General features: G+C 68.0%; 33 protein-coding genes. 11 read left to right on the forward strand and 22 right to left on the reverse strand.

The window, feature by feature from the left end; genetic code table 11:
• The first annotated feature begins 281 nt into the window (after positions 1 to 281).
• Positions 282 to 926: a hypothetical protein gene (locus AB0903_RS28000; protein ID WP_366707461.1), complete on the forward strand. Its 645-nt coding sequence runs from the start codon at positions 282 to 284 to the stop codon at positions 924 to 926.
• Positions 927 to 1,034: 108 nt separating this feature from the next.
• A complete protein-coding gene (locus AB0903_RS28005) occupies positions 1,035 to 2,222 on the forward strand; it encodes a hypothetical protein (protein ID WP_366707463.1) in 1,188 nt (395 codons plus the stop codon).
• Positions 2,223 to 2,373: 151 nt separating this feature from the next.
• Here AB0903_RS28005 and AB0903_RS28010 read toward each other — a convergent pair whose 3' ends face one another.
• Entirely contained in the window at positions 2,374 to 3,129 is a 756-nt protein-coding gene (locus AB0903_RS28010; protein WP_366707464.1) for a hypothetical protein, read from the reverse strand.
• A 250-nt stretch (positions 3,130 to 3,379) separates the two neighbouring features.
• On the opposite strand from AB0903_RS28010, the gene AB0903_RS28015 reads away from it, so the two are divergent.
• Entirely contained in the window at positions 3,380 to 4,528 is a 1,149-nt protein-coding gene (locus AB0903_RS28015) for a TniQ family protein (RefSeq protein WP_366707466.1), read from the forward strand.
• Positions 4,529 to 5,251: 723 nt separating this feature from the next.
• Here AB0903_RS28015 and AB0903_RS28020 read toward each other — a convergent pair.
• Complete coding sequence (locus AB0903_RS28020) at positions 5,252 to 5,395, reverse strand: hypothetical protein (RefSeq protein ID WP_366707468.1); 144 nt, start codon at positions 5,393 to 5,395, stop codon at positions 5,252 to 5,254.
• A gap of 175 nt (positions 5,396 to 5,570) precedes the next feature.
• Here AB0903_RS28020 and AB0903_RS28025 point away from each other — a divergent pair, with 175 nt between their 5' ends.
• Positions 5,571 to 6,494, forward strand: a complete 924-nt coding sequence (locus AB0903_RS28025; RefSeq protein ID WP_366707470.1) for a hypothetical protein — start codon at positions 5,571 to 5,573, stop codon at positions 6,492 to 6,494.
• A 113-nt stretch (positions 6,495 to 6,607) separates the two neighbouring features.
• On the opposite strand, the gene AB0903_RS28030 is transcribed toward AB0903_RS28025, so the two are convergent.
• The 13 genes from AB0903_RS28030 to AB0903_RS28090 form a co-directional block, all read right to left on the reverse strand.
• Entirely contained in the window at positions 6,608 to 7,153 is a 546-nt protein-coding gene (locus tag AB0903_RS28030) for a hypothetical protein (protein WP_366707472.1), read from the reverse strand.
• 148 nt (positions 7,154 to 7,301) lie between these two features.
• Positions 7,302 to 7,952: a hypothetical protein gene (locus tag AB0903_RS28035; RefSeq protein WP_366707474.1), complete on the reverse strand. Its 651-nt coding sequence runs from the start codon at positions 7,950 to 7,952 to the stop codon at positions 7,302 to 7,304.
• 125 nt (positions 7,953 to 8,077) lie between these two features.
• Positions 8,078 to 8,974 (reverse strand): DUF4231 domain-containing protein, encoded by an 897-nt coding sequence (locus tag AB0903_RS28040; RefSeq protein WP_366707476.1) that lies wholly within the window; start codon positions 8,972 to 8,974, stop codon positions 8,078 to 8,080.
• Positions 8,975 to 9,253: 279 nt separating this feature from the next.
• Complete coding sequence (locus tag AB0903_RS28045) at positions 9,254 to 9,505, reverse strand: pRL2-19 (RefSeq protein WP_366707478.1); 252 nt, start codon at positions 9,503 to 9,505, stop codon at positions 9,254 to 9,256.
• Positions 9,502 to 10,188, reverse strand: coding sequence for a hypothetical protein (locus AB0903_RS28050; protein WP_366707480.1), 687 nt, complete (start codon positions 10,186 to 10,188; stop codon positions 9,502 to 9,504). The genes AB0903_RS28045 and AB0903_RS28050 overlap by 4 nt, the downstream gene beginning before the upstream one ends.
• 85 nt (positions 10,189 to 10,273) lie before the next feature.
• The gene (locus AB0903_RS28055; protein ID WP_366707482.1) at positions 10,274 to 10,711 is read right to left on the reverse strand and encodes an NUDIX hydrolase; all 438 of its coding nucleotides are present in this window, start codon (positions 10,709 to 10,711) and stop codon (positions 10,274 to 10,276) included.
• A 56-nt stretch (positions 10,712 to 10,767) separates the two neighbouring features.
• Entirely contained in the window at positions 10,768 to 11,097 is a 330-nt protein-coding gene (locus AB0903_RS28060; RefSeq protein WP_366707484.1) for a hypothetical protein, read from the reverse strand.
• 5 nt (positions 11,098 to 11,102) lie between these two features.
• The gene (locus AB0903_RS28065) at positions 11,103 to 11,267 is read right to left on the reverse strand and encodes a pRL2-8 (protein WP_366707486.1); all 165 of its coding nucleotides are present in this window, start codon (positions 11,265 to 11,267) and stop codon (positions 11,103 to 11,105) included.
• A 43-nt stretch (positions 11,268 to 11,310) separates the two neighbouring features.
• Complete coding sequence (locus AB0903_RS28070) at positions 11,311 to 11,904, reverse strand: hypothetical protein (RefSeq protein ID WP_366707488.1); 594 nt, start codon at positions 11,902 to 11,904, stop codon at positions 11,311 to 11,313.
• 32 nt (positions 11,905 to 11,936) lie between these two features.
• Complete coding sequence (locus tag AB0903_RS28075; protein ID WP_366707490.1) at positions 11,937 to 12,218, reverse strand: hypothetical protein; 282 nt, start codon at positions 12,216 to 12,218, stop codon at positions 11,937 to 11,939.
• A 42-nt stretch (positions 12,219 to 12,260) separates the two neighbouring features.
• The gene (locus AB0903_RS28080) at positions 12,261 to 12,812 is read right to left on the reverse strand and encodes a hypothetical protein (RefSeq protein ID WP_366707492.1); all 552 of its coding nucleotides are present in this window, start codon (positions 12,810 to 12,812) and stop codon (positions 12,261 to 12,263) included.
• Positions 12,813 to 12,909: 97 nt separating this feature from the next.
• Positions 12,910 to 13,167: a hypothetical protein gene (locus AB0903_RS28085; RefSeq protein ID WP_366707494.1), complete on the reverse strand. Its 258-nt coding sequence runs from the start codon at positions 13,165 to 13,167 to the stop codon at positions 12,910 to 12,912.
• Between the two features lie 26 nt (positions 13,168 to 13,193).
• A complete protein-coding gene (locus tag AB0903_RS28090; RefSeq protein WP_366707496.1) occupies positions 13,194 to 13,430 on the reverse strand; it encodes a hypothetical protein in 237 nt (78 codons plus the stop codon).
• Positions 13,431 to 13,595: 165 nt separating this feature from the next.
• Here AB0903_RS28090 and AB0903_RS28095 point away from each other — a divergent pair, with 165 nt between their 5' ends.
• Positions 13,596 to 13,892, forward strand: coding sequence for a helix-turn-helix domain-containing protein (locus AB0903_RS28095; RefSeq protein ID WP_366707498.1), 297 nt, complete (start codon positions 13,596 to 13,598; stop codon positions 13,890 to 13,892).
• Positions 13,893 to 13,895: 3 nt separating this feature from the next.
• Positions 13,896 to 14,516: a GIY-YIG nuclease family protein gene (locus AB0903_RS28100; protein WP_366707500.1), complete on the forward strand. Its 621-nt coding sequence runs from the start codon at positions 13,896 to 13,898 to the stop codon at positions 14,514 to 14,516.
• Between the two features lie 185 nt (positions 14,517 to 14,701).
• On the opposite strand, the gene AB0903_RS28105 is transcribed toward AB0903_RS28100, so the two are convergent.
• A complete protein-coding gene (locus AB0903_RS28105) occupies positions 14,702 to 15,643 on the reverse strand; it encodes a hypothetical protein (RefSeq protein WP_366707502.1) in 942 nt (313 codons plus the stop codon).
• Positions 15,640 to 16,269: a plasmid partition protein gene (locus AB0903_RS28110; protein WP_366707504.1), complete on the reverse strand. Its 630-nt coding sequence runs from the start codon at positions 16,267 to 16,269 to the stop codon at positions 15,640 to 15,642. The genes AB0903_RS28105 and AB0903_RS28110 overlap by 4 nt, the downstream gene beginning before the upstream one ends.
• Before the next feature lie 76 nt (positions 16,270 to 16,345).
• On the opposite strand from AB0903_RS28110, the gene AB0903_RS28115 reads away from it, so the two are divergent.
• Positions 16,346 to 16,993 carry an HAD family hydrolase gene (locus AB0903_RS28115; RefSeq protein WP_366707506.1) on the forward strand — a complete coding sequence of 216 codons (648 nt, stop codon included), beginning with the start codon at positions 16,346 to 16,348 and terminating at the stop codon, positions 16,991 to 16,993.
• Positions 16,990 to 17,817, forward strand: coding sequence for a DUF1932 domain-containing protein (locus AB0903_RS28120; RefSeq protein ID WP_366707508.1), 828 nt, complete (start codon positions 16,990 to 16,992; stop codon positions 17,815 to 17,817). The genes AB0903_RS28115 and AB0903_RS28120 overlap by 4 nt, the downstream gene beginning before the upstream one ends.
• Here the strand turns inward: AB0903_RS28120 and AB0903_RS28125 are convergent.
• From AB0903_RS28125 to AB0903_RS28145, 5 genes are all read right to left on the reverse strand, one after another.
• Positions 17,814 to 18,389 (reverse strand): guanylate kinase, encoded by a 576-nt coding sequence (locus AB0903_RS28125; RefSeq protein ID WP_366707510.1) that lies wholly within the window; start codon positions 18,387 to 18,389, stop codon positions 17,814 to 17,816. The genes AB0903_RS28120 and AB0903_RS28125 overlap by 4 nt on opposite strands.
• Positions 18,386 to 19,432, reverse strand: coding sequence for an ATP-binding protein (locus AB0903_RS28130; protein ID WP_366707512.1), 1,047 nt, complete (start codon positions 19,430 to 19,432; stop codon positions 18,386 to 18,388). The genes AB0903_RS28125 and AB0903_RS28130 overlap by 4 nt, the downstream gene beginning before the upstream one ends.
• 200 nt (positions 19,433 to 19,632) lie before the next feature.
• Positions 19,633 to 20,106 (reverse strand): deaminase, encoded by a 474-nt coding sequence (locus AB0903_RS28135; RefSeq protein ID WP_366707514.1) that lies wholly within the window; start codon positions 20,104 to 20,106, stop codon positions 19,633 to 19,635.
• Entirely contained in the window at positions 20,103 to 20,792 is a 690-nt protein-coding gene (locus AB0903_RS28140; RefSeq protein WP_366707516.1) for a dihydrofolate reductase family protein, read from the reverse strand. Before AB0903_RS28140 ends, AB0903_RS28135 begins: the two co-directional genes overlap by 4 nt.
• Positions 20,793 to 20,832: 40 nt before the next feature.
• On the reverse strand, positions 20,833 to 22,299 hold the full coding sequence (locus tag AB0903_RS28145; RefSeq protein WP_366707518.1) for a helix-turn-helix transcriptional regulator: 1,467 nt from the start codon (positions 22,297 to 22,299) through the stop codon (positions 20,833 to 20,835).
• Positions 22,300 to 22,566: 267 nt separating this feature from the next.
• On the opposite strand from AB0903_RS28145, the gene AB0903_RS28150 reads away from it, so the two are divergent.
• The 3 genes from AB0903_RS28150 to AB0903_RS28160 all read left to right on the forward strand — a co-directional run bounded on the left by AB0903_RS28150 (position 22,567) and on the right by AB0903_RS28160 (position 25,036).
• A complete protein-coding gene (locus AB0903_RS28150; protein WP_366707520.1) occupies positions 22,567 to 22,983 on the forward strand; it encodes a WhiB family transcriptional regulator in 417 nt (138 codons plus the stop codon).
• Positions 22,984 to 23,124: 141 nt separating this feature from the next.
• Positions 23,125 to 24,531, forward strand: coding sequence for a hypothetical protein (locus tag AB0903_RS28155; RefSeq protein ID WP_366707522.1), 1,407 nt, complete (start codon positions 23,125 to 23,127; stop codon positions 24,529 to 24,531).
• Between the two features lie 229 nt (positions 24,532 to 24,760).
• A complete protein-coding gene (locus AB0903_RS28160; protein WP_366707524.1) occupies positions 24,761 to 25,036 on the forward strand; it encodes a hypothetical protein in 276 nt (91 codons plus the stop codon).
• The last annotated feature ends 1 nt before the right edge of the window (position 25,037 follow it).

The raw sequence follows: 25,037 nt of genomic DNA on the forward strand, positions 1-25,037 counted from the left end.
TTACCGGAACTTTACCGATGCGGGCGCCGCGGAGCGGGAAACGGGGCGCGCTGCGCCCCGCAGCGCGGGGACGCGCTCCGCGCCTCCCTCCCGCGTCTGATGCGTCGTCAACTCCGCTTGCCGCGAAGCGGGTTCGGAGTTCTCGTCGGCGCGTTGCGCCGACGGAGGGGGCACGGGGGCGGGCTCGTGCGCCGTGCCGCGATCGAGGGCGACTCCCTCCCCGCGTCGCTTCGCGCCGCGACGTGATGAGGTTTGCAAACTAGGAATGCCAAGATGGGCGCATGGACAAGTTGGGGAAGGCGCCGGTGACCGCGAAGGTCTCGCTCGGTACACGGGAGCGGCTGACGGCAGAGCTTGAGGCGCAGCGTGCGCACCGGGCGACACTCGCGAGCGATCAGCGGTGGAGTGTGAAGGGGCTGACGCGTCAGGATGCGGCGCAGGTGCGGGCCGCCTGGCGGCGCGAGCTGGACCGGCTGAGGAAGGCCGGCGAGCTGCTCGACACCATCGACGTGCTCGCCATACACGGTATCGAACTGGAGTTGAGGGCCCGCGGCTGGTGGGATCGGCGGTGGCCGGCGGTGCCGGAAGAGGCGATGGATCCGGGCCGCTGGCCCGGGTCGCGGGACGGCGGGTATCCCAAGGCGGTGCCGCTGCGGCTCCCCCAGCCCTTGGCTCGGAAGACGTACGCGGCCTGCTGGCACACCTCGGTGAAGTCGATCGAGCTGTTGAGGAACTGGCGGGACCGGCACCCGGGGATGGTCCCGGCGCGGTACTTCGCGGACCCGAAGAAGCTGAACGGGCCGTTGCAGGAGTATGCCCTCCTTGCTCAGCAGGTGACCACAGTCGGTGATGTGTGGCGAGGTGGCCTGGAGCGGGGGATCGAAGCCGCAGCGGCCTTGCGTGCTGGTTTGCAAACTACAAAATAGCTGGTCAGAGCCCTGTCGTGGTTGCGCGGCACTCCTTGGGCGGCTACCTTCCCTACAGGAGACGGCGATGCCGGAGTCGCCGCTCAACCCTCGTGGAGGCGACGCATCGTGACGGAGCAGCAGCTGACGGAGGAGCAGAAGCCGATGGCCGAACCGGTCTGGTACGGCAGCTGGAGCGAGGTGCCGTGGTTGATGGCGTCGAAGACTCAGATGGCGAAGGCGGACCTTCCCAGGGAGCCGGCGGGCCCGGTGCGCGGCTACGTGCCGGGCCGGGACTTCCGGGACAAGGAGATCAGCATCCCGCTGTACTCCGTGGCTGAGTCGGTGCCGACGAAGGCGTCCGGCGGGCAGCTGACGTCCGCCGACAGCCGTCGTACGGCAACGGTGAGGGTGTGCACGGACTGCGGGGCGAACTGCCAGCAGCCGCTCCAGCCGCGGGAAGGCCGGCACCTGTGCGCGATGTGCTGGCGCATCGCCAAGTTGGTCGACTTCCAGCTCCGGCTGGGCGAGCGCCGGGCGGTGCTGGCGAGCTGGGCACGGGAGCGCCTGGCGGACGAGGCGCTGGCCGTGGTGTGGGTGGAGGTGCAGAACGGCGGCCGTACTGACTCCGGCCGGGTACGGCCGCCGCTGGCTGCCCGGGTCCACGTGGTCGACGCGAAGGGGAAGCGGCTGGTCGACGTCGTCGTGAAGCTGGCGGGGCCGCGGACCGAGGGTGCGCGGCCGGACGCCGTGCCCGCCGAGGAAGGCGTCAGGAAGCTGCGGAAGATGCTGGGAGGGCGCCGGGTGCTGGTGTGGGCAGTGGACTCGCTGAGGCTCGTCACGGACCGGCTCAAGGCTCTGGGGCATCCGCTGGAGCTTCAGCAGGTGCCGATGCTGGTGACGGGCGCGCCGTGGGACGGGTGGCAGGGGCAGATGAAGGACCTGGTGGCGCAGTGGCGCGGCGAACTCGATCCGGCGACCGGTGAACTGCTCAGCGGATGGGAGCCGGCCACGGCGGACCGGCTCCACCTGCTGCTGACGAGGATGGCGTCGACTGAGCACCCCGGCCGGGATGGGAGCAGCGAGCAGAGCCGCCGGGATGCGGGCCAAGAGCGGCTCTGGGGGGCGTACGACGTGAGGGTGGCGGTGACGGGCCCGGCGGCGGCCGGAGAGCTCCTGGCGGACGTTCTCGCGGACGAGGGTGTGGTCGACCGGAACTCGGTGATCGGACCGGTTCCTTCCCGCGAGGTGCCGGGCGCGGCGGTGACGTACATGGCCGGACGGGCCGACGCTCTCGTGCAGCCGGCCGCACCCTGACCCCTTCCCCGCGTCTTGCTGCGACGGTGCCCGCCCCTCCCGAAGGGGCGGGCACCGTCGTGTGGGAGGGGGTGAGGCGCCCGTCCCCCGCGTCGCGGAACGCACTGATGCCCGGCAGCCTCAACGGCTGCCGGGCATCAGTGGGCGGGAGCTACTGGGAGGCCTGGGCGGGGACGGCCGCCTTCCTCTTCCGCCGCCGGGGCTGGGCCGGCGGTTCTTCCGCAGGCTCCACAGCACCGTTCATCCGGGCGCTGGCCCCCAGGACCTGATCGATGATGCGGCGCCGCATCTCGCTCTCGGGGTCGTCCTTCAGGTTGAGGGCCAGACGCTCAGCGGTCAGGTAGTACCCGGTCAGCACCGGCTGCTCGAAGTACCGGTTGAGCTGACCGAGGGTCTGCCCGTACATCTGCAAGTAGGTGCGGTTCAAGAAAGCGGAGAGCGCCGCGGCGACCCCCGCGATCGACGCCACGAAAATCTTGGTCTGCATGCTGTCGAAGTAGAGCCCGGCGACGAAACAGCCCACGATCACCATCAGGCCGATGCCCATGGCCCGCTGGGAGGACCGGAAGGACCGGTCCGCCTGATCCGTCGCGATCCGGTGGTACTCGTCGATCTGCGTCTGGTTCAGCTCCAACAGCGTCGCCAGCGGAGTGACCGTCTTCAGGTCGGTGAGCTTCTGGGCATCCAGCTCCCGCTGTCTCTCCGCGGCTTCCTCAGCCGCCTTGAGATCGGTGCTCTCCCGACGGGCACGAGTCCAGAGGTAGAAGCACCCGACCGCGCCGACGACCACCATGACCACACCAACAACGACCCACAGCCACCAGGGCACGACGGCATCCACCCCGCGGTCCCCCTTGCCGTCCTGGCTGCCGAAGACGAGGAAGCCGACAGCCAGAACGGCTAACACCCCCGCCGAAGCACCCGGTGACCCCGGCGGCCTCCTCCCCGGCACGTAGCGGCCGGAGCGGGATACGTAGTGGCCCAAGCTCAAGACAACCCCCTGGAACGAAGTCAACGAACCGTCACTACGGTCCTACGGATCACTCTGGCAGCCGTCCGGCCTCTCCCGCAGAGCTACATCGCCATCCCCCTCCTCCACCGGCACCCCGGCGTCTTCCACCCCGCTGTCCACAGGCCGGGTGTGCCACCGTCTGCTCATGACTCAGGGCACTACCGGCTCGCCCACCCGAGCCCGCAGCACCAACAAGCCGCTCAATCCGGCAGACCTCCCGATCCGCGTCCCGCTCATCCCGGGCGAGACCACGCTCTCCTTCCTCACCCGGACCGCGACGGCGAACGGCCAGGACCTGGCCCCGCTCCTCAAAACACTGCACCGCGGCCGCCTCACCCTCCCGAAGGACGAACCGCGCCCGCAGCGGCACGAGGCGTTTCTGAGCACGGAGGCCGCCGACCGCCTGGCCGTCCTCACCGGCCGCCCGGCCGAGCAGATCCAACGTGCGCTGCCGAATACCCGCGCCCCGCACCTCCTGGGCACGCAGGCCGCCGCCGTACGCCTGGAGCCATGGCCGGACGAACTCGGTGCCGGTCCGCTCGCAGCATGCCCGCTGTGCATGGAGGACGGGGCGCGGCTGGTGGCAGGTGGCCACCGGTGGCGACCCTGCCCGTGCGGACGGCGCTGGATGGGCGGCGACGACGGCGGATACCTCCTGGACACCGGGCCGGCTCCCGAACTCAGCCGTGCTCTGCTGCGTCACCGGGCCTTCGACCACCGTCTGGGCGCAGTCGGCGACGCCCTGGTCGCCGACGCCCACCAGGTCGCCCTGTGGTGGTGGGTCAACCGTCAGGTCGCCCACGAAAGATGGCGTGAGCGGGAGGAAGCCGTCGGCTTCACACGGCACCGGCGCCGCGCAGCACCGGCGATCGTCTACCCCGAGACGATGCTCGTCGCCGAAGCGATGGACCAATGGGAACAGCGCCGCCACGCCCGCTCCGCCGTGCCCGGCGAATGGCTGGAGGACCTCGCGGCCCGGCTGGACACTCCCGGTCTCGTCGACGGCCGGGAGAACGAACCGCTGCGCTACTGGCTCGAGCTCCACCCCGCAGCCCCCGGCCTCACCACCACCGGCCGCACACCGGCCGAACGCCGCTGGGCGCAGCTGCCCACCCTCCACCACCGGCCCGCCGAACGCGGGCCGTTCCAGGCCCGCTCCTGTCTGCGCTGGACCTTCGGCCGCCCGCTGACCTCCACCCTGGAGATCTGCTCCTACTGCCAGGGCCGCGCCCCGAGCTGCTACTGGACACCCGCCGACGACTGCCCCAGCCGTCCTCAGCCGAACGCCGGATAACGAGCCGCAGCCACCCCTCCCCCGCGTCGCCGTGCCCCCGGTTCCCAGCCGGGGGCACAAACGCGTCCGGGCCTCAGCGCCAGAGAGTGCCGCGGCAGTCTTCGACCTCTCGGGAGCCCTCGCTCCTCGCGCATGTACGCGTACTTGAGTTCAGATGAGTGGGAACACCGGGAACACCTGGAACACCCCATCTGACCTGCATGTTTCTAGCGGAAATAGCACGCGAAACGTTCCGGGGGAACCAGGAACAGCAAGAAACGCACCCCGAAACCCGCGACACGCCCGACCGCGTTGTCAAGACACGCCCGACCGCGTTACAGGGAGAAACAGGGAAAACAGGGTCACGAAGCCGCTGGACAGCCCCGAAACCGGCCCACGAAAAATGAACCCCACTAGGAACACTTGACACGTCGGATAGGATCGCCCCTAGGCGCAGAGCGGCGTACAGCGATACCCCACAGAATCCCTCCTGCACCGGCGCTCCCCTCCGGGAGGCGTTTCTGAGCAGGCAGTAGGAACACTTGACACACCCGCTACGATCGCCCCAGGCGCAGAGCGACACCAAGCGATCCCCCAAAACTCCCCCAGTGGGAACGACCTCACCACGAGCCCCGGAAACCGCCGCAGCGGACCGGGGCTCACCGCTGTTCCCACCACCTCCGCAAAAACGCGGGTCGGCCCCAGCGGCAGCACCCCGGGGAAAGACACGCGCCGGGCGGGCGGTCACCCGACGAAGTGCTGGAGCAGCCAGGCCAGCCCCGAGACAGCGCAGCCGCCTGCCGCCATCGCCCCTCCACGGACAAACGCGAACAGCGCCGTCCGGACCACCGCGCGGGAACGGGACTGCTGCTTGTCGGTCTGCGCCACGAGAGCTCCTCCACAACCACCGGCCGGTTCCCCGGCACAGGAACCCCTCGGCTCCCGCCCTTCCAGCCTCAAGTCCCTCCCGTACCGGAGAGCGCAAGTCGACCCGAACTGAGAGCAGTTGAGGGAAACGGCCGTCATGCTGTGGGCTGTCAACAACTGTCAACCAGGGGGCCGTATGCCGATCGACATGCCCGACACCAACCGGGTCCCCGAGGGACCGCACCGCCAGCTGCTCCTCGCCCTCCACGAGCTCTACCGCGACGCAGGCCGGCCGGGCATCAAACGGACCAGCGACACGATCCAGGGCCGCAACGACTTACCCGGCACCATCAGCCACGAAGGGATCAGCAAGATCCTGCACGGCACCGTGCTCCCGCAGCACTGGCAGAAACTCGAATCCCTGGTGCGCCAGTACCTCACCTGGAGCGTCGACCAGCCCCGCCCCGAGCACGCAGCCGACACGGTCCGCAAGATCCTGGGCCTGTGGCATGACGCCACCGAACAGAGGACCCGCCAGGTGCCCACACCCGAAGATGTCGTCCGGCGGGCGCTGGAACTTCCCGAAGACGAAGCCGCCGCGTTCATCACCGCCGCGGCCGACGACCCCGACACCGAACTCGTTCCGCTGGTCGTCGCACTCATGCCGAGCTTCCCCAAGGAAGGCCTCGGCTTGCTGACGATGGCTGGCGGCACCCACGACGCCACGGACGACCCGCACCTCGCCGACCTCATTGCCGACCTCCAGGCCTACCCCACCGCGGCATGGCACGGCCACGACCCGTTCTTCGCGCTCCTGCGCCGGGCGGTCGGTCGCGGCGAGTCCGGCACCAGCCTGGTCAAACTGCTGCTCCAACAGGGCAACACCGTCGGCGCCCAGGCGTACCTGAAGACGATCGCCCTGCGCACCGACCCGTTCCATGCCGCGCACTTCGTCGCCGCCCTCAACAAGACCCGCGGCCTCGCAACCGCCATCGACGAGTTCCTCAAGGCCATCGCGCAGCACATGCCGCGCCCCCTCGCGGAGCAGGTCCCTGCGCACCTCAAGAAGCTCGGCCGCCGCCGGGAAGAACGGACCCTGTCCGCCCTTCTCGCCGGATAACCCCAGGCCGCTCCCCTTACCGTCACCCGGCGTGCGACCTTCCCGGTAACGCACGAGGTGCCCGGAGCAGCGAACTGCCCCGGGCACCGATCCCCACCATCAAGCTGTGGTCCTCACCGCTCCCGATGCTCGTGCTCGAACGACTTCTCCCGCGCGGCCCGGTAGGCCGCCAGCAGCCGGGGGTGGTCGGCACTCGACTCCGGGCCGCCCTCCAGGCTGTGCCCGCAGCAGATCCGCTCCCACCGGCCGTCGAACTCCGCACCGACCCGGCCACAGGACAGGCAGATGCACCACTGGAAGAACGGGTCGCCCGTCGAAGCCAGCATCGCCTCGCTGGCCGCCGGCCACACCCCGCCGGGACGTGCGTCCCCGGGGCGCGGAATGTCGCCGTACGCGAGCAACGCCCGCCCCCGCCACGCAGCGGGCAGCACAGACAACGCCGGCGCGACGCCCCCCGCAACGTCCGCATCGGACGGGGGATCCGCAGCCTGTGCGAACCGCTCCCACAGCCCGATGCCGTCCGATGCGCCGTGCCCCTTGACCTCCAACCAGATACGCAGGTCGGGAAGCCAGAAGTCCGGCAGATACCAGTGCCCCGAGCCGAGATCGAAGCCCTCCGGCTCGTACTGCCAGACCACCCCCAGGTGATCGAAGAACACCGCCCACCGGGCTTCGAGGCGCGAGCGGAAGCGGCACCCCCCATACCGGGTGGGAATCGCCTGAACCGTACGGTCGTCACTATTCACCGAAGGACTCCCCCTCCCGTCCAGGTCCTGGCCCCGTGGGGCTGGCGTCGCGACCTGAGATTCACCAGGTGTGCGTCCTCCCGTGCTTTCGGGCCAGCCGCAAGGCAGCCGCCCAAGCCCGCTTCACTTCAGGCTCGGTCTTCCAGTAGAACCGCACCGATGCTGGTCCCGTCGGAACAGGATCGTCCTCCGGAAGGAGGGAGGCCATCTGCTCCCCCTTCTCGAACATCAAATTCTCCACAACGTTCCGATAGGAGAACGACGCCCGATGCGGGGGATCCTGATCAACGCCGATCTCCACGCGTTCAAAGCCCATCAGAGCAGCCCGCGCTCCACGAGCTGTTCCCTTCGCCACCTCCGGATGCCCACCCCCGCGGCGGGCCCCAGCGGAGATGAAGAACGGGCAGACCGCCGCGGAGAACAGCATGCAGTCACGATGCCCGGGTCCGTCGAAACGCTGACATGCCCCGACCGCAAGGGTCTTCTCCACCTCGTCTTCGGCGAACAACCTGTACAGCACCTCTCCGGCAGCGAATCGCAAGCCGCAGATAGCACAGCGGGCATCGGCGTAGAGAGAACCGCACCTTCTGAAATCCTGCACCGCCAACTGAGGCTTCCCTCTGACCCAGGCGTTCTCCGCCGGCACAGGGTAGCCACGCTCGTCTCGGGGCAGACCGACAACTCTGCCCGGCACAGGAGGAAGAACAATCATTTGGCCATCATCTCGGAGACAGCCACGCTTGGACACGCGTTTCCAACGGAACGTCACACCGGGCTGACATCGCCCGGTACCAGGCCAGCGCTTGAAGTCCTTCGACTCCACTAGCCGGAGATTGGTCAGACGCCTGGAGGCGGCTGCGGACTTGCCTGATCTGCTGGCTGATCGAGCTGCTGCTCACGCCGTCGTTGTTCGTTACGCAGCGCTTCGACCCGCTGAGTGAACTTGGCCAGGGCCTCGTCCTCCTGCTGCTGAGTGAACTCGAGGTACTCACCGACACCCAAGCTGAGCGCGTTGGCCTCCTCCTCGATGGCATCCGCAGTCTGCCGCAACGAGTAGCTGCGCTCTCGGTACTTGTAGTACCCGCTGAACGCGGTAGCCAGCGTCACGCTGAACCCGAGGCAGACCACCAAAATGGTCCGCCAGTTCCATTCTCGGGAGTCCAACGCGGCCAGCGTGGTCATGGTCGTCGACCCGACCATCACCAGCGACTGGACACCGTTGTGGATCCGCCGGTACTTCCGACTCTCCCGCTGATACTGCGCAATGACATCAGCCACTTCCTCGCGATACAGGCCCCTACGCTCCCGCAACGGAGCCTGAACAAGAGCATTCAGCAGTCGCAGAGACTCCTGATCCGTCTCCAGATGCTCTTGGAACTCCGCCATGCGTCGCTTGTACCGGGGCGGGACACTCGCAGGCCCAGCGTCCAAAAAGTTGTGCGCCTTCACCAAGTGATCAATGAACGCCACCAGCAGGAACAGCACCGACGCGATCAGCATCGAAGCCAGAACAGCGTTTCCGGCAACGAGAAGACTGCGGTGATCGGCTAGCGCCGCCTGCCACGCCACGAGAGCCGGAACGGACACAATCATCAGCGCCAGTGCTGTCCCGCACAGTCGTACACGCCGCCTCTTCCATGCGAGGTCTCGCTCGATCTCACGAACAGAGGCCCTGAGACTTCTGATCCGCTCCCGCACCACAGCTAAAGGAGTGTCCTGGCCGCTGATAGTCAACTCTGCTCCTGATCGCTACCGCCGTGACATGCCTCGGCCCCGGCACACAGCAACCGTGTGCCGGGGCCGAAGCCCTGCTACTTTCCCCCGGACTCCCAGACGGCCGCAGCAACATCGAGAAGTACCCGTGCATCCTCGCCACTCGAAACGCGGCTGCACTCTTCGAAGGCCCGGTGACGTCCACGTACAGCGGGTAGCGACCGCCCCCGAGGACGGCCGCCGCAGCGACGGCGGCCAGCGCCGCCAGGCCAGGCCGGACGACCGGCTCCCGCACGGCGCTCACCCCTCCCCCGCGTCGCTGATGTGGACCCCGCCGGTGAAGCCTGCCGGGCGCGGCACGACCAGGAGGCGCAGCTGCCCGCTGTCGAGCGGAGTGAGCTCCACGGCGTGCAGGTGCCCGTCCTGGGTGCCCAGGGCGTCGGGGGAGAAGGCGTCGGCGGGCAGATCGTAGGAGCCGCCCAGCTGCATGAGCAGGGCGACCAGCATCCCCAGCGTCATGTCGTCCGGGGACGGCTGCGGAACACCGCTCACAGCGCCTCCCCCTCGCTGTCCGTACCGCGCCGCGGCTCGACCTGGGCACGGTCGCCCGCCTCGCGGTTCACCTGCTGCCAGGCCCAGTACTCGGACCTGGCGTACGCCCTGGTGCCCCCGGCGATGTCCCACTCCGGCGACCCGGGCCCGATGGGCCCTTCGACGTACACCCGCCCGTGATCGAGGTCGAACTTCAGCAGCTCGAATCCCGCTACCGCAGCCTTGGTGCTCGCGTCGTCGACGACGCCGTCCAGGTTCCTGCTGAGGAGCCACTCGGGGTACTCGCCACGGAGCCGGTCGGGATACGTACCGCAGAACCAGCCGAGCTCGATCTCCCGCGCCGCCCGGTCCAGGTACGCGGCCTTACGCAGGAGCACCAGCCGGTGGCAGCCGCTCTCGACCTTGGGCCCCCGCCCGGTGAGCGCGGCCGTCGCGCGGTCCTTGATGCCCTCGGTGAGCAGCACCAGGGCGAGCTCCTCGTCCACCAGGCTGGGCGCACCGGCGTAGGCGAGGGCGTAGCTCGGGGCGCTGAACTGCGGCGCCTCCCACGCCTCCCAGCAGCACCCGCACCTGTTGCAGGTGAGAGAGGAGACGTCCCGGCCGCCGTGCGCGTACGTGACAAAGCTGGCCGTCAGCTCGAACCCCGAACACTCAGGGCAGCGGATCGACGGATTGGTCAACATCAGATTCCTCCCCGGCCGGGGCCGGCCTTCCGTCCCCGGCTCAGTCTCCCCACCGGCACGCCCGCCGATGGGTCGCATCGTGTGATCAGGACTCGGCTGCGACCTGCTGCCGCCGGGCGTCGGCCAGGATCTCGTTGTGGTCGAACGCGAGGTCGCCGTGCAGCGTGTCCAGCGGTACCCACCGCACGGCAACCGCGTCATCCCCGGCCTGGGCCGTGGTGTTCGCAGGAACCGTGACCGCGTACGCCGCGGTGACGTACCGGCCGCGCGGGTCGCGGTCGGGGGCGTCGTAGACACCGACCAAGGTCAGGTCCTCGGCAGCGACACGGACGCCGGTTTCCTCCAGCAACTCACGCGCCGCAGCGACACGGGAGGTCTCGAAGGGGTCGACATGGCCACCCGGCAACGCGAGCTGCCCCTTGTGGGGCGGCCAGCCCCGCTCGATCAGCAGGACGTCACCGCCTCGGATGCACACCACGTCGGCGGTGAAGCGGATGGTCTCGATGGTCTCGGTGCCGGTCATGAAGTTCCTCTCTGGATGAGGCCGCTCGGTGGCAGCCCCGGAAGGGGGGGTGCGGGTCAGCCGCCGTCGGTGCTGTTCCTCCACCGGTGACCGTCGCCGCACACGAAGGTGTGGTTGCTGAGGAGCTGGAACGGGCCGCGGTCCTCCCACGCGTGCGTCCCCTCCACCGCCGGCTGTTCGCACCACGGGCACAGCCAGGACGCCAGCTCGTACGACTTCAGCGGGCGAGGCTCTGTCGACCGCGAGGCCGCGGCCACCCGGGGCGTCGCGGGCGTGACTGCCAGAAGCACCGCCAGGTGGTCCACCGGAGCAGGCGGCCGGGACACGGTGTCCGGCGCGTTCCACCTCCTGATCCACCCAGTCCAGCGCGAGAGTGACCGCTTCATGGCGATCACCTGACGATCATGTCGGCGGGGTGGCCGTTGACCATGTGGTCAACGCACGGCTTGCAGTCCTCGCGAGGACCGAGCTTCCGGTGCACCGAGGGGTCGTAGGCGTGACGCCAGCACTGCCGGCACTCGTTCCTGGGGGGATTGGCCGCGCGGTCCTTCGCCATAACGGCTCCCTCCTTTCTCTTCAGGTCGAATCAGGGAGGTCGGTCACGCCGACGTGGACAGCACGCGCAGCAGCTGCCGGGCGAGCGCGTCCTCGAGCCCGTACGCCTCCACCTCGTGGCGCTCGATCATCTGCTCGCAGGACGCCGCCATGGACGGGGCGAGCGGCTCCACCTCGAACTCGTGCCGCGCGTGGGCGATCAGCAGCTCGCGCACACCACGGCGGCCCAACTGGTCGCAGTGCACGAGCTCGTGCCCCAACACCGTCGCGATGCCCTCCGTGCTCTTCATCGCAGGGGACCGCACGTTGAGGAACATCAGCGTTCCCCGCCGGCCCCGCGGGTTGAGGACGACGTGCCCCGCCACGTCCTGGGCGTTCTTCCTCGACAGCCGTAACCCGTCGGCCTTCTCCCGCTCCGGCAGCTCCGGGGCGAACTGGAACTCAGCCCGGCACGCCAGCTCCGCGATGCCGTCCGGCGTCGTCAGCGTGATCCGCACCGGCTCCAGACGTCGCCCGAAGTGCTGCTCCACGACCTTCACGGCGACCGGGGCCTGGAGCCGCACGAGCTCCAGAACGTCGCGCTTGCCCCAGCCCATACGGTGCGAGGCGACCTGCACGCTCGATCCGAACAATCCCATCACGTTCTCCTTCGAAGTCGGTTGTGCCTGCGTCAGGTGGTGGTCGGGGTCAGGTGGATTCCGGCGCCGCTCCCGAGCAGCAGCGCCGCGACGATGCCCAGCACGCCACCCAGAATCAGGGCGAGCGACCGGACGACGACGGCGATGGCACTGCCGCCGAAGACCTTGGCGAGAAGGCCGGCCACCGCCCCGTACACGAGCGAGCCGATGGTGAGCGCGTCGTGCCCGCTCTGTGCGGCGGACCAGGCGGCCCATCCGCCGACCAGGACGGCGATGACGGTGATGAAGGCGAGGGTGGCGCGTTCGATGATCACGGGAATCCCCCAACAGGAAGCCGGTGCGGAAGGTCTGAGAGGTCAGCGGCGGATGTGCTTGGCCATGCGGACCACGTCGCAGTTGCAGGCGCCGCCGTGGGCCAGGGCGTGCAGCTCCTGGAGCGTCCAGCCGTGGACCTTCTCCGGGGCGCCGGTCGTGCGGAAGGTGTTCGTGGTGGCGCTGCTGGCACCGCGGTCGTTCGGGCCGGACGACAGGTCGAACTGCCAGCCGGAGACGTCGATGATGTCGCCGCGCGAGGTCGACCTGGTCGTGATCGTGCCGACCTGGAGCAGCCGGAGCCGGGCCGACTGCCGGGCGAGGTTCTCCGCCTGCGTGACGGCCTGCGCCGCTGCGTACTCCTTGCGGCGCTCCTCCTGGAACCGGCGGTCGGCGCGCTTCTGCTCTTCCGCCATGCGCTCGCTGTGCGGGCCGCGGCACATCTCGTAGGAGTGGCCGGTCACCTGGAACCCGGACGACCGCGCGCACCAGGAGCACGACAGCGTCGGCCGCATGATCTCCCGGAGCTTCACCCAGAGCGCACGCACGCCCATCAGGGCCATCGCACCGAGGACCATCCACCAGTACCAGGACATCGTCTCCCCCTCGTCGGATCGGAACTGCGGGCCGAACTGCCAGCGGCTCTCCGCCAACGCCCGGCCAGGCAGGCCGGGCGTTCGCGGGCAACCTCCGTCAGGTGTGGTCGCGGCGGGGGAAGGTGCGGTGGAAACGGGCCCCGTTTCCGTCGGCCTCGACGACCTTCCGCGCGTACTCGGAGACTTCCTCGCCCCGTGCATCGCGGCCCTTGTCGGTCAGCGCGGCGGCGAACGTCCCGGTCCGGAAGGTCGACATCGCCTCCCGGTCGCCGGACGCGATGGCCCGGTCCATGTCCCGGCTCATCTCGCTGTGGCCCTTGACCTCGGTGACCAGGTCCCGAATTCGGTTCAGCATGTCCTTCTCCTCTTCTCGTACGGCCGTCAGCGCTTGGCAGCGGGACGGGCGGGGCGACGGTTGGAGCGGCGGGTCTTCTTGCCGAGCAGGAGCAGCGCCAGGTACTGGCAGGCGCCGTAGACGAAGCCACCGGCGACCAGGAACACCACCAGCGGCATCAGGGAAAGGCCGGCCGCCCACAGGACGAGCAGACCGATCAGCGCCGCCGCCACCAGCGAGGCACGGTCGATGAACTTGCGAACCTGACGCGGGACTGCGGCCACGATGTGCTCCTTCGTGTAGTGCGGCTTGTAATGCCGGTTGTTGTCCCTGGTGGAAGGTGCTGAGACGCTAAGGGCGAGTAGCGGCCACCCGTGTTGTCTCATGACTACGCGTAGAAGAAGTTAAGCACAGATGTTGTCTAGAATGAAGGGTCTAGGTGTAGTGTGATGGCGAAGCAACCCGACAAGGAGGCCCAGATGTTGAATGAGGCGATCGAGGCGAAGTTCCGCGAGATGCAGCAGGCAGTGAAGGCGCCGGCCGACAACCTGCCTGCACCGGCGGAGAGGGGGCGTATCCGCAAGTCCGTCGGATGGAAGCAGTCGGACGTTGCGGAGCTGCTGGGCGTGCACCGCCTGACGGTCAGCGCGTGGGAACGCGGGGAGTACGACCCCAAGGCGGAGACCCGGAGGAAGTACATCCAGCTCCTGGAGAACCTCAAGGAGCGTGCTGAGGCCAAGGAGTAGCAGGTGGCCGGAGAGGACAGCGCTGCTTTATACCGACTCTTCGACGAGGATGAGCAGCTGCTCTATGTCGGGGTTGCATCAGACCCAACGAAGCGATGGCGATTCCACAAAAGGGACAAACCCTGGTGGCGGCACGTTCGCGTTCGGGAGATCGAGTGGTTTCCCAGCAGGGCCGAGGCGCTGCTTCAGGAGGCGACGGAGATTGCTACAAGGCGGCCCTTGTACAACAGGCACGGAGGCTGGCAGTACCTACGGGCACCCGAACCGCCCTCGGTCCTGCCAGGCTTCGTTCTTCCAAGTCGTGGCACATCGAAGCTTCCCGCGCCTAGCACCGATGACCTCCTGTGGTTGCAGCAGGCAGTCGCGAACGTGCGGAATCAAGAGAGGGAAGAGGACCCGTTCCAAGCACCAGCGGTGAGTCTCCCGGAGCGTGAAAGGCGGATTACTACCAGGCGCGCCTTCGGACTTGCTCAAGAGAAGATCTCATCAGTGTTCGGCGTCACGAAGCTGCGCTTCTCGCATTGGGAGCTTGGGCACAAAGAGCCTCTTGGATGGGATCGCCTGGCGTATCTCAGGGCGTTGGAAGCCATGGCCGAAGTGGTACAGCGTCGCCTTGATAAATAAGAACCCACGCGGAGGGGCGGCACCCGGTGAGGGTGCCGCCCCTCCGCGTTTCCCGCGGGAAACGTCAGGTGCGGTGGGTGAAGCCGAGGGCCGTGGCCACCTTCTTGTAGTCCTGAGCGGGTGTGCTGTTCGGAGCGATGATCGGTACTGGGCAGTCATCCCGAGTCATGCCCAGGCATCTGGCCTCATCGCTGGCGAGCCCGGTTCGTCGCTTTAGTTGACATGTCCTCTGCCTCGGCCAAGAGCCTGGCGGCTTCTTCGGGTGCCTCTTCCAGTGCAAGTTTGACCTTCGCTGGGGCGAGAGCGCGGTGCGCTGCCTCAAGCTGGCTGACCGCAGTGCGAAGGCCGGCCAACGCGGGGGAGGCGCTGGGACTCTCGTCCTTGCCGTTCGGGGCCCCTTCCGCGGACTGAGGCTTCCCGGCCTGGCTGGCTGCGAGTTCGCGTGCCAGTGCTGTCAGCTCCTCCTCGGTCAGTACCTTCTCTTCCTTGCGAGGAAGCTGCTGGACGATGCCAGTCAAGGCCTTGACCGGAACCTTCTTGCCGGTGGCGTCCTCGATGGTCTCGATCACCGCGACCGACATTTCCGCGCCGTAGTCCTTGGTGATGCCGTTCAAGGCGCTGGCGGCCTTCTTGCCAATGAAGGGGATGTCTGCACGTGCAGACACATCGTTCGAATTATCTTCGAACGCTTTGTCTGCACGTGCAGACACGAGCTCCCCGACCACGTACGCGGTCATCTCCTCGTACGCCGTCGCCCGCGACTTGCCCAAGGTGTCCCTGACCCACGCCTCGAAGGTCGGATGCGTCTTTCGGTAGAGGTGCCTGGAGTTCATGTTGGCCATCGACTTGCCCAGGACCCACCAGGCGGTCTTGAACTCTTCCACGCCTCGCATGCAGAGGCTGTAGAGGTCCTCTTCCTCAGCCGAGAGAGGGCCGCTGGCGTCAACCTCTTCCGGCTCCGGCAGATCCGCCAGGCGCAGGGCCGGCCGCGGTCGGCCCTGCGCGATGACGACCGGCTCGGGAACCGCGGGGACGTGTTGCGGGCCGACGGGAGCCCCGCCCTCGCCGCCTTCCTCTTCGAGAAGGTCGTCGTCATCGAGGTCGGCGATGCTGTTGCGGCGGCTCACGGGAGCAGGCCCCTGTCCTTCATCTCGGTGACCAGCTGGTCCAGATGTGTACCGGCGGCCTTCACCGGAAAGGGCATCGCCTGCGAGTACTGCTGGACGAAGGGGACCGTGGTGGTGAACACGTTCCACTTCCTCTTGGCGAACCACTTGCGGGCGTCGGGTACCGCATTGGCGTTCGGCTGAGTCGGCACACGGTTCAGCAGCACCCAGGTCTCAGGCGGCTTGGAGTCCACGCGCAGCGGCACGACGTCGTCGATCACCTTGCGCATCGGCAGGTCCCGGATGCGATGGAGATCGCCGGTCGACGGCGAGCTGTTGACGATCGCGATATCCGCGCATCGCAGCACGGACGACGTGACGTCCATGTGGTCTTCGGCGTGGCCGCAGTCGATCATGCCGAAGTGCCCCTCGGGAACCATGGCCGGCATCTTCGTGTGGAAGAGCGGTGTCGCCGCGCCGAGCACCGTGAACGGGAAGTTCGCCTTCTCGTCCCACTTCTGGAACTGGCGGGAGTGGTCGGCGTCGAAGCCGATGATCGGATAGCCGCGCTCGTGCATGGCATGGGCCAGGAACGCCGCGTTGGTGGTCTTGCCCATGGTCCTGGGACTTACGTGCGCGATGAGCATGCGGCGAGCGTACCGAGGACCGGCTCCCTTCCCGCGTTGCCCCTCGAATTTTGCGCGGAGGCTAAGGTCGGTCGGCGTGACCATCGCCCTCTTTGACCTCGACAACACCCTCATCAACCGCCAGTGGGCACTGGCCGCATGGGCGGCCGACTTCTCTCGGGACCACGACCTGGAAGAGGGAGCCGAGCAACGTCTCCTTGACGTGCTCTGCAAGCGCGCCTACCCGGCCACCTTCGAGCGGCTCCGCCAGGAGCTCGCGCTCGAAGCGCCGGCTGCACAGCTCTGGGACGAGTACGTCACCGGAATCGCTGCCGGTGTACCCCGGCGGCAGGACGTCATCGAGGGCCTGGAGCAGCTGCGCAGCGCCGGATGGAGCCTGTGCATCCTCACCAACGGCGCGGCCGACATCCAGCGGGCCAAAGTTGCCGCCGCAGGATTCACCGATGCGGTCGACGCCATCGTGATCTCGGAAGAGATCGGCGCCCGCAAGCCTGAACCGGACGCCTTCCACGTCGCTGTCGCTCGCTGCGGCGGCGCCCCATCGGCACGGGCCTGGATGGTCGGCGACAACCCGGCCGGAGACATCGGCGGCGCCCTCCAAGCCGGACTACGCACCATCTGGCTACGCGGACGCCCCTGGCCCGATGATCTGCCCACACCGCACCATGCCGTCGACGACGTCACTCAGGCCATCACGCTGCTGCTCGCGGGGAGGGACCAGTGACCACCATAGGCCTCCTGCACCCTGGGTCCATGGGCGCGGCCGTCGGCGGCCAGCTGGTCCGCAAGGGGCACCGAGTGCTGTGGTGCCCCACAGGCCGCTCGGAGTCGACTATCGACCGCGCCACCGCCGCAGGGCTGGACGCGATCGACGACCTCACAGCGCTTCTGGGTGAAGCTGAGCTCGTGCTGAGCATCTGCCCGCCGGCCTTCGCCGAACACGTCGCCCGCAGCGCGTCCGGGTACGGCGGAACCTGGGTCGAAGCCAACGCGATCACTCCGCAGAAGGCCCGCCGGATTGCTGCCTCCCTCCCCGCGTCCACGGTCATCGACGCCGGGATCGTCGGCTCCCCGCCCAGGGGAGGAAAGCAGCCGACGCTCTACCTCTCGGGTCCGGCCGGCACCGATGCCGTGCGCGAGGCGTTCGCCGCCACGGACGTACAGACCCGGGTGCTGGGAGATCAAGTCGGGCAGGCATCCGCGCTCAAGCTCTCGTACAGCGCCTACCAGAAGGCGAGCCGGGTCCTGGCTGCCGTCTCGTACGGACTTGCTGCTGAGCACGGCGTTGACCAGGAACTGCTCGACATCGCGGGCAAGCGGCCTGGCTCGTACCTCACCGAGACTGACTACATCCCGAAGACGGCCGCGAGAGCCTGGCGCTGGGGACCGGAGCTCATTGAGGCCGCGGACATGCTCAGCGACGCTGGACTACCTGACGAGATGCTGCGCGCCGCGGCCGCCGCCCTCGCCCGCTGGAAGCAGGTCAAGGACGACGGCCGCATGAACGTGGACCAGGCGCTGGAGCAACTGCGCCGATCGGCAGACTAAGCCGGGCTCGCGCCGGGGTCAGAGGCGCGCCGTACGCGGTCAGCGACGACTTCGGGGGAGTAGGAGCCGGTCGGCACCGTCAGGTCCCACACCTGATCTGGATGCGCGGTGACGTCATCCTGGGTCGCCTGCCATGCCTTGAGTCGGGCCTCGGTGTCCGAGTCGCCACGACCGGCCGACCGCGCCTTGGTCTCCTCCTGGCTGCACCACAGCAACACTGTTGTCCACCGCGCCGGGTACGCCTCGACCACTGCGCGCACTCCCTGGATCTGCCCCAGATGCAGCACAGGCACGAGGCCGGCCGCAACCATGTCGTCCAGGCCCGGCTTGTCGACTGCGTACGTGTTTCCGTACCGGGAGTTCGCGTAGATGACGTCACCCGCGTCCTCAAGCGCGGCCAGCTGCTCCGCGCTGCCCATCCGATAGCCCGACGTCTTCCCGGAGCCGACCTTGAGTCGCTGGAACAACGCGTACGAGGGATCGCACTCGGACAGTGCCCGGGTCACGGTGTCCTTCCCGGCCGCGGGCGGGCCGTACAGGATCACGGCGCGGGGGATCGGGGCGGTGATCATGCGTACATCCTTCCGAGGGCGAGCTTTGCCTGGTCGGTGAGGGAGACGGCGTTCCCGAGGCGGTTGTCGACGACGAAGTGATCGACCTTGGGGCGGAAGCTCTCGTCGATGCCCTTGGTGTACTCGTCCCAGTTGGCGAGCTTCCAGGCATCCCGGGCTGCGGACCGCAGGGTGATGTACTCCCGCATGCTGTCGTGGTCGCACCGCACCCAGATCACCGAGAGCTCAACTCCGAAAGAGCGGCACTTGTTGGCCAGCCGCTGCATCCAGGCCGGGTCGGAGAGCTCCTTGAGGAACGGGGCATCGAGCACCGTGGAGATGCCGGCCTTGATGTTGTCGTACGCCGACTCCATCAGGCACTGGTACTCCGCATCCCGGGCTTTCTCCAGGTAGAGCGGAGTGTGCCGGTCGTGCGGATCACCGCCGTGCGCAGTCAGTAGGGCTTCTACCAGTGGCCGGGTCAGTGAGTCTTTGTCGAGCCGAGGCCAGCCGGTGATATGGCTGATGAACTCCGCCAGCTCGCTCTTCCCGCTCCCCGCGTACCCGCCGACCAGCACCAGATGAGGCCGGTGGGGATCACCACCGGTATGCCGGCGGCGCCACGCATCCATGATCCGGTGCCGCAGTCCGTGATGGTCAACTGACCCGGCCGCATCGATCTGGAGCAGCGCGGACTCCACAGCTTGGACGTGCGCGCCGTTCACCAGGTCGTGCTGTGGAGTGATCTGCGGGAGCTGAGGACTCGTCTCCTCATGGGGGAGCTTGTGACGAAAGCCGAGCTCCCAGGGCGTCGCGTTGTAGAGCGCGCAGTACGCCCGCTGGTACCGCGGATCCGGGTAGCTCTTCCTCGTCTCGTGGGTGAACACCGTCTGGAAGTTCCCCTGGATCGGCGGCGAGAGCTTCAAGAGCTCCCCGATCTTCCGTACTTCCTCACCGGCCTGCTCCAGGGTGAGCCCATGAGCATCGCGTTGCTCACGCAGCCGCTTGTGATCCCATCCCGGCCGTTCCCTCGATGTCACGTCGTTTCCGCCGATCATTTCCATGGTCCGGAGGCTAGGTCTACCTCGCGGGACGTCGGTATCACTGGCTCGTTGAAGAAGAAGTTGAAAACACCGCCTGAGCTGCGCGAATGCACTCCTGTGAACTGCACCATAACGTTCAAGTACGTCAACTCGACAGACGATTCAGCAGGGAAGCCAAGAAGCCCGGGTCATCGACCCGGGCCTCTTAGCGGAGCGGAAGTTCAGGAGGAGATGCCGCGCAGGTGAGCGTTGGCCTCGCGAGCGCCGCTGGCAAGCAGTGGGATCTCCACCACGGTCAGGCCCGCAGCGCAGAGCATCTCGAAGCCCTGGCAGTCGTCAACGAACAGACTCGGCTCGCGCCAGGCGATCACCACGCGAGCGAGGCCAGACTCGAGGATGCGCTGCGTGCATGTGGGCACGGGCTGACGGCGCTGGCTGCACGGCTCCAGCGAGCTGTAGATCGTGCCACCTTGCAAACGCTCAGGGCTTTCGACCTTGGCCAAGGCTGCCGCTTCCGCGTGGACGTGAGGATCTCCACCCTCGCGGGAGTAGCCGCGGGCGACCTCGTTCCCGTCCGAGTCGACGATGACCGCGCCAACACTGAATGCGCCTTCGGCCGGCGGACAGTGATGAGACAGCTCGATCGCCATCCGCATCCACATTTCGTCGGCGTCCGTCCACGCCTGCTCGGTCACTGGCCGCTCTCCTGCTTCGGCAGGTAGCGCAGCAGCACCACGTCCCCGATGGTCTTCGCGTCCGCGAGCGTCATGCGCCGCGTCGACCCGCCAGGGTAAGCGGCCGGGCCAAGGAACCGCGGGGCCGCCGTGTCACCGACCACGAGCGGCGCGATGGCGAGGTGGACCTCATCGGCGAGGCCCTGAGAGAGGAAGGCGGTGTGGATGCTGCCGCCGCCTTCGACCATGAGCTGCTTGATGCCGCGCTCGCCCAGGTCGTCCAGGAGCGCGCCGAAGTCGATGGAGGTTCCGAGTGAGACGACAGAGGCCAGACCCTCAAGCCCGGCCCGGAGCTTCTCCTCTCCCGCGTCGGTGGTGTACGCGACCTTCTCGCCGCCGTGATGCCAGAACTTCGCATCGGGATCGAGGTTGCCGCTGCCGGAGATGGTGACCTTCAGCGGGTACTCAGGCAGGCCACGGGCGACGCGGTCGGCACGTCGCTGCTCGCTGTTCACCAGCAGCCGCGGGTTGTCGGCGCGGATGGTGCCGGCGCCGATGAGGATTGCATCGGACTCAGCGCGGACCTGGTCGACGCGGTCGAAGTCTTCGCTGTTGCTCAGCAGGAGTCGGTCGGGGCTCGCATCGTCGATGTAGCCGTCGACTGAGGTGGCAACGCTCAGTAGAACGTACGGGCGGGGCAAGGTCATCTCCCTGGTCAAAGCAACAGTGGGCAGCAGAGCGCGGCCATCAGGCCTCATGGAGCACCGACGCGTTGAGCGCATCCTGAAACTCGCGCACGGACGGGACCGTACGCCACTGCTGCAGGTCAGTGTCGAGCTGCGCCAGCTCGGTCATGATCCGGGCCGACCCCGTCTCGGTGCCGATGGAGAGCGCCTCGAGTCCGATGCTGGCTGCTTGATCGGCTTCCTGGCTCCCGGCGTACGCCAACGCTTCGCGGGCCAAGTACACGCCGCGGTCGCGGTGGTAGCCCGCGGGTAGAGCGTCGATCGCCGTGCGGAAGCCGTCAGCTGCCGCCTTGTGATCTCCGAGAGCCGACAAGCTGCGCGCTCGATGGACGTCGATGTACGCGTCGTCCAGCCAGACGCCCCAGCTTGTGGAGGGATCGGGGTCCACCTGGTGCAGCAGCTCCTGGGCGTGGTCGTACGCCCGGAGCGTCCCTGTCGCATCACCCCGGAGTGCATACCCGTGCGCGGAATAGGTCGCCGCGACCGCTGCGAGCCGAGTGCGTGGACGAGCCGTCTCCTCAGCAGCCTCCGCGACGTCGATGGCCTCAACCGGGTCCTTCATGTCCCCGGCCAGCTGACTCTTGCGCGCCAGGATGTACACGGTCAGATCCGGATCTCCAGCCCCGTGTGACCACTGAAGCGCGCGGTCCGTCCAGTACTGAGCCGCCCTGTGGTCGCCCGCGTCCTGGTGGAACCAGCCGCACAGCTCAGCGAACTGCGTCCGGACCTGGAGAAGCTGGCGCCGGTCCGCGCCGCCCACGTGCTCGCGCATCGCGGTGATGGCGTTGATCTGCTCCTGCACCTTGGGGATCAACTGGTGAGGGCCGAACAGGTTGTCCGAGTCGATGAGCACCCGGCGGATCGCCTGGAGGTGCTCGATCGGATTGCGGTCCGGCGCCACCAACCGCGGGAGCGTCGATGAACTGGCCTCTGCCAGCGGAGCACCCGCGATGCCCACAGCCGCGGCACCGAGGCCTCCCAAAAACGCCCTTCGAGGTACAGACACGAAGATGATCCTTCCGTCGGAAGTCCGGCAGGGGACAGAGATCCCCTCCGCATCCGACAGTGCCTGTACGTCCGGATTGTCAGCCAGAGCCACTTGCCCATTGGCCACATGAAGCCCCGCTTTAGCCACATGAGCCTGGGACAAAACGTCCACGCCGACGCCGCTCTGGATCATCTCCTGAAGCCGAACCAGCGCGCCGCCGGCTCCCAACGCATCGTCGTACGCCCGAACCAACGAGGCTGACGGTGCCTGCTCCCCGCGCTCAGCACGGCCCATGTAGCTGTAGTCGTACCTGATCCGAGCCTTCAACTTGGCCAGGGACAACTCGCGCTGGGTACGCCAGGCGCGCATCTCCGCACCCAGGTAGTGCTGCGGGCTCTTGTGCGGTGTCAATTCATTCGGCCGCTGCCCCACGCCGTCCTCCCCGATGTGGCCCACGTGGCCAACCAGCGGCGGCCACATGCTGCACCTGCCGATCGGCCTTGCCTCACAGCTACAACCGGATCACAGGCAGTACCAGCCTATCGACCGCAGCTGACAGGCGGTACGGACGAGCGGGAGGACCTCCGGATGCAGCGCCAACACCCGGCACCTACACGAGTTTTCAACTCGCCCCTTTACCCAGATGAAGTCCGGGTTGAAAGAGAACCGCAGAGCATCGTGATACTGCCCCGCCCCGCCGAACGGTTGGCTTGTCCTACCGATCACCGCAGCTCGGAGGGGGCACCGATGAACGTACTGCCGCTCGACACCGCAACCGAACTCGCCGTCCGCGTCGCCATGGTTCGCGACTCCGTCCCGATGGACGAACTGGCGGCCGCGGTCGACGAGATGGGGGAGTGCCGGCGCTTCGACTCCGAGCGCTGGCTCATGGACACGGTTGGTACCCGCTCCTTTGCCCGTGACCTCGTACGCACCGAGCAGGAGCGCAGCATCTGCCAGGCCTGCTCCGTCCGCGACCGCTGCCTCTCCCTCGCGATCCTCACTGGCGACACCCGGGACAGCATCCACGGCGGCCTGCTCCCCCTCCAGCAGCGCTACGTCGCCAGGGCGGCTCCGTTCGTGGACAGCTCCCCTGCTCCGACCCCCCTCCCGCGTCGACTGGAGAAGCATCTCGAAGCAGCTTCCACCTGCAAGGCCGCGTGAAGCGATTCTAAGTAGCGGAAGAAAGTAGCGGTGCCAGGTTGTGTGAAACGGTCGGCCCGCGTACCTTGTGTCAGGTAAGCAAGTAGCGCATGCGTGTTGTGTAGCGCTGATGGGTGACGCGTTCGACCGGGAGGAGAAGACATGACGAACTGGATCGGGGATCGCTTCCACGCGGACCCCTGGATCGTGATCGCGGCGGGGGGTGTCCTCGCGCTGATCCTGCTGCTCGTGGTGGTGAAGCAGGTGCAGAAGCTGCTCGCCGAGCGCCGCGCGCTGCTGGAGGAGATCGGGGAGCCGGAGCAGAAGCGCCCGCTGTCCGTCGTGATGCTGTCGGTGGCCGCGGTACTGGCGACCGGGGTGTCGGGTGACACGGCCTGGCGGTTCGTCGGCAGCGAGCTGGGGATCACCAACGAGTTCGAGCGGGCCTTTCTGTTCGGCGTCGGTGAGATCGCCCTGTTCTCCCTGGCGCTGGCGGCCCGCACCAACCTGCGGAACCCGGAGAAGAACCGCACGGGCGCCCCGGGCATCGCGGTGTGGATGGTGTCCGCGTTCCTCGCGGTCCCCGCGTTCACCGAGTCCGGCAGTCTCCCGGCCGCGCTGTTCCGCACGGTGATGGGCCCGATGGCCTCTGCGTTCCTGTGGCATCTGGCGATGGGCATCGAGCTCCGGCAGGCCAACCCGAAGGCCCGTGACAACGGCCTGTGGGCGTTGCTGGTCGGGCAGATGCGGGAGCGGACGCTGGCTCGTCTGGGCCTGGTGGAGCGCGACCGGGACGCCGACCAGATCGCCCGTGACCGGGCGACGGTCAAGGCCGCGGCGCTCACCGAGAAGTACGAGGCGCAGCTCAAGAACGGCAAGGACGGCAAGGAAGGGATGCGGTCGCGGCGCACGGCGCGGCGGATGCAGAAGCAGTTCCGCAAGGCCGGCGTCGCCACCATCCAGGCGCAGCGCGACCAGCTCCTGGCGCTGCGTGCGGTCTCCCAGCACACGCGGGGCCTGGTCGACGTCCAGCTGGACTCGCCGTGGATCACGACTGCGCCGGTCGTCACGGTCCAGGCGACGGAGGCGGACCCCCTCCCCGCGTCGAACGGTCCGAAGGTCTCGCTGATCAAGACGGTCGACCTGGACGAGGAGTGGAAGCGCATCGCCGAAGCGACCAAGGACGACGACGGCGACAACCCGGACGACGACCCCAAGGGCCCCGGCGGCGCTCCGCTCCCGGAGCAGGCGTCGGGCGATGCCGAGGCCGTCGCGAACGCGACCGTGTGGGCCCGCGAGGAGGAGCCGGAGGCCGCGCCGGAGCCGGAGCCGGTTCTCAGCGAGGCCGAGGTGCACGCCAAGGCGCTGGAGCCGCTGAACAACGCGGACGCCATCCGGTACGCGATTCGCGAGACCGGCAGCGCAGTGGCCGGGCAGCTCGTTCGGTGGCTCGCTGAGCACGGCAAGCAGGGCGTGAACGAGGGCCAGGCGTACCGCGTCGCCAAGAAGCACTACGACGAGCAGCGCCGGAGCAACATCCGTCCGCTGCGCCCTACGACAGGGGCCTGATGTGGAGGCCGGACGGCAGGGGATTGCAGGCGGCCGAGTTACCGCGCTGTCGCTCTCCTGGCCGGTTCCGGCGATACACCAGGGCTACAGCAGGCCCCCTCAGCAGGAATCAAACAGCAGAACACCAGTTCAACCCCGTAGTGAACGGGTGGTCCGGTCGGCGGGTTCATCGCCTGGCAGCAGTGCCCGCCGACCGGTACGGCCCTTCAACTCAGCAGAGGAGACGACCGTGAGCAGCAGTCTGGCAGGCGGAGAGCAGGGTCCGGAGCGGGACGGGACCGGCAACGAGGACACGTGGAGCAGCGGGAGCAGCGCCATCGAGCAGCGGGAGGGCCTGCCCCTGGTGGTCCTGGAGGACGAGGCGGCCTTGTTCTTCGGCACGACGGGCAGCGGCAAGTCCCGGATGAAGGACGTCCTGGCGGCGCAGATGCTCTTCGCGCAGGGCCGCACGAGCACCGTCCACGTGGTCGACGGGAAGTCCGCCGGCCTTGAGGCGGGTGAGTGAC

Origin of the sequence: Streptomyces sp. NPDC048389 (genome assembly GCF_040706335.1) — a bacterium.
Taxonomy (GTDB): domain Bacteria; phylum Actinomycetota; class Actinomycetes; order Streptomycetales; family Streptomycetaceae; genus Streptomyces.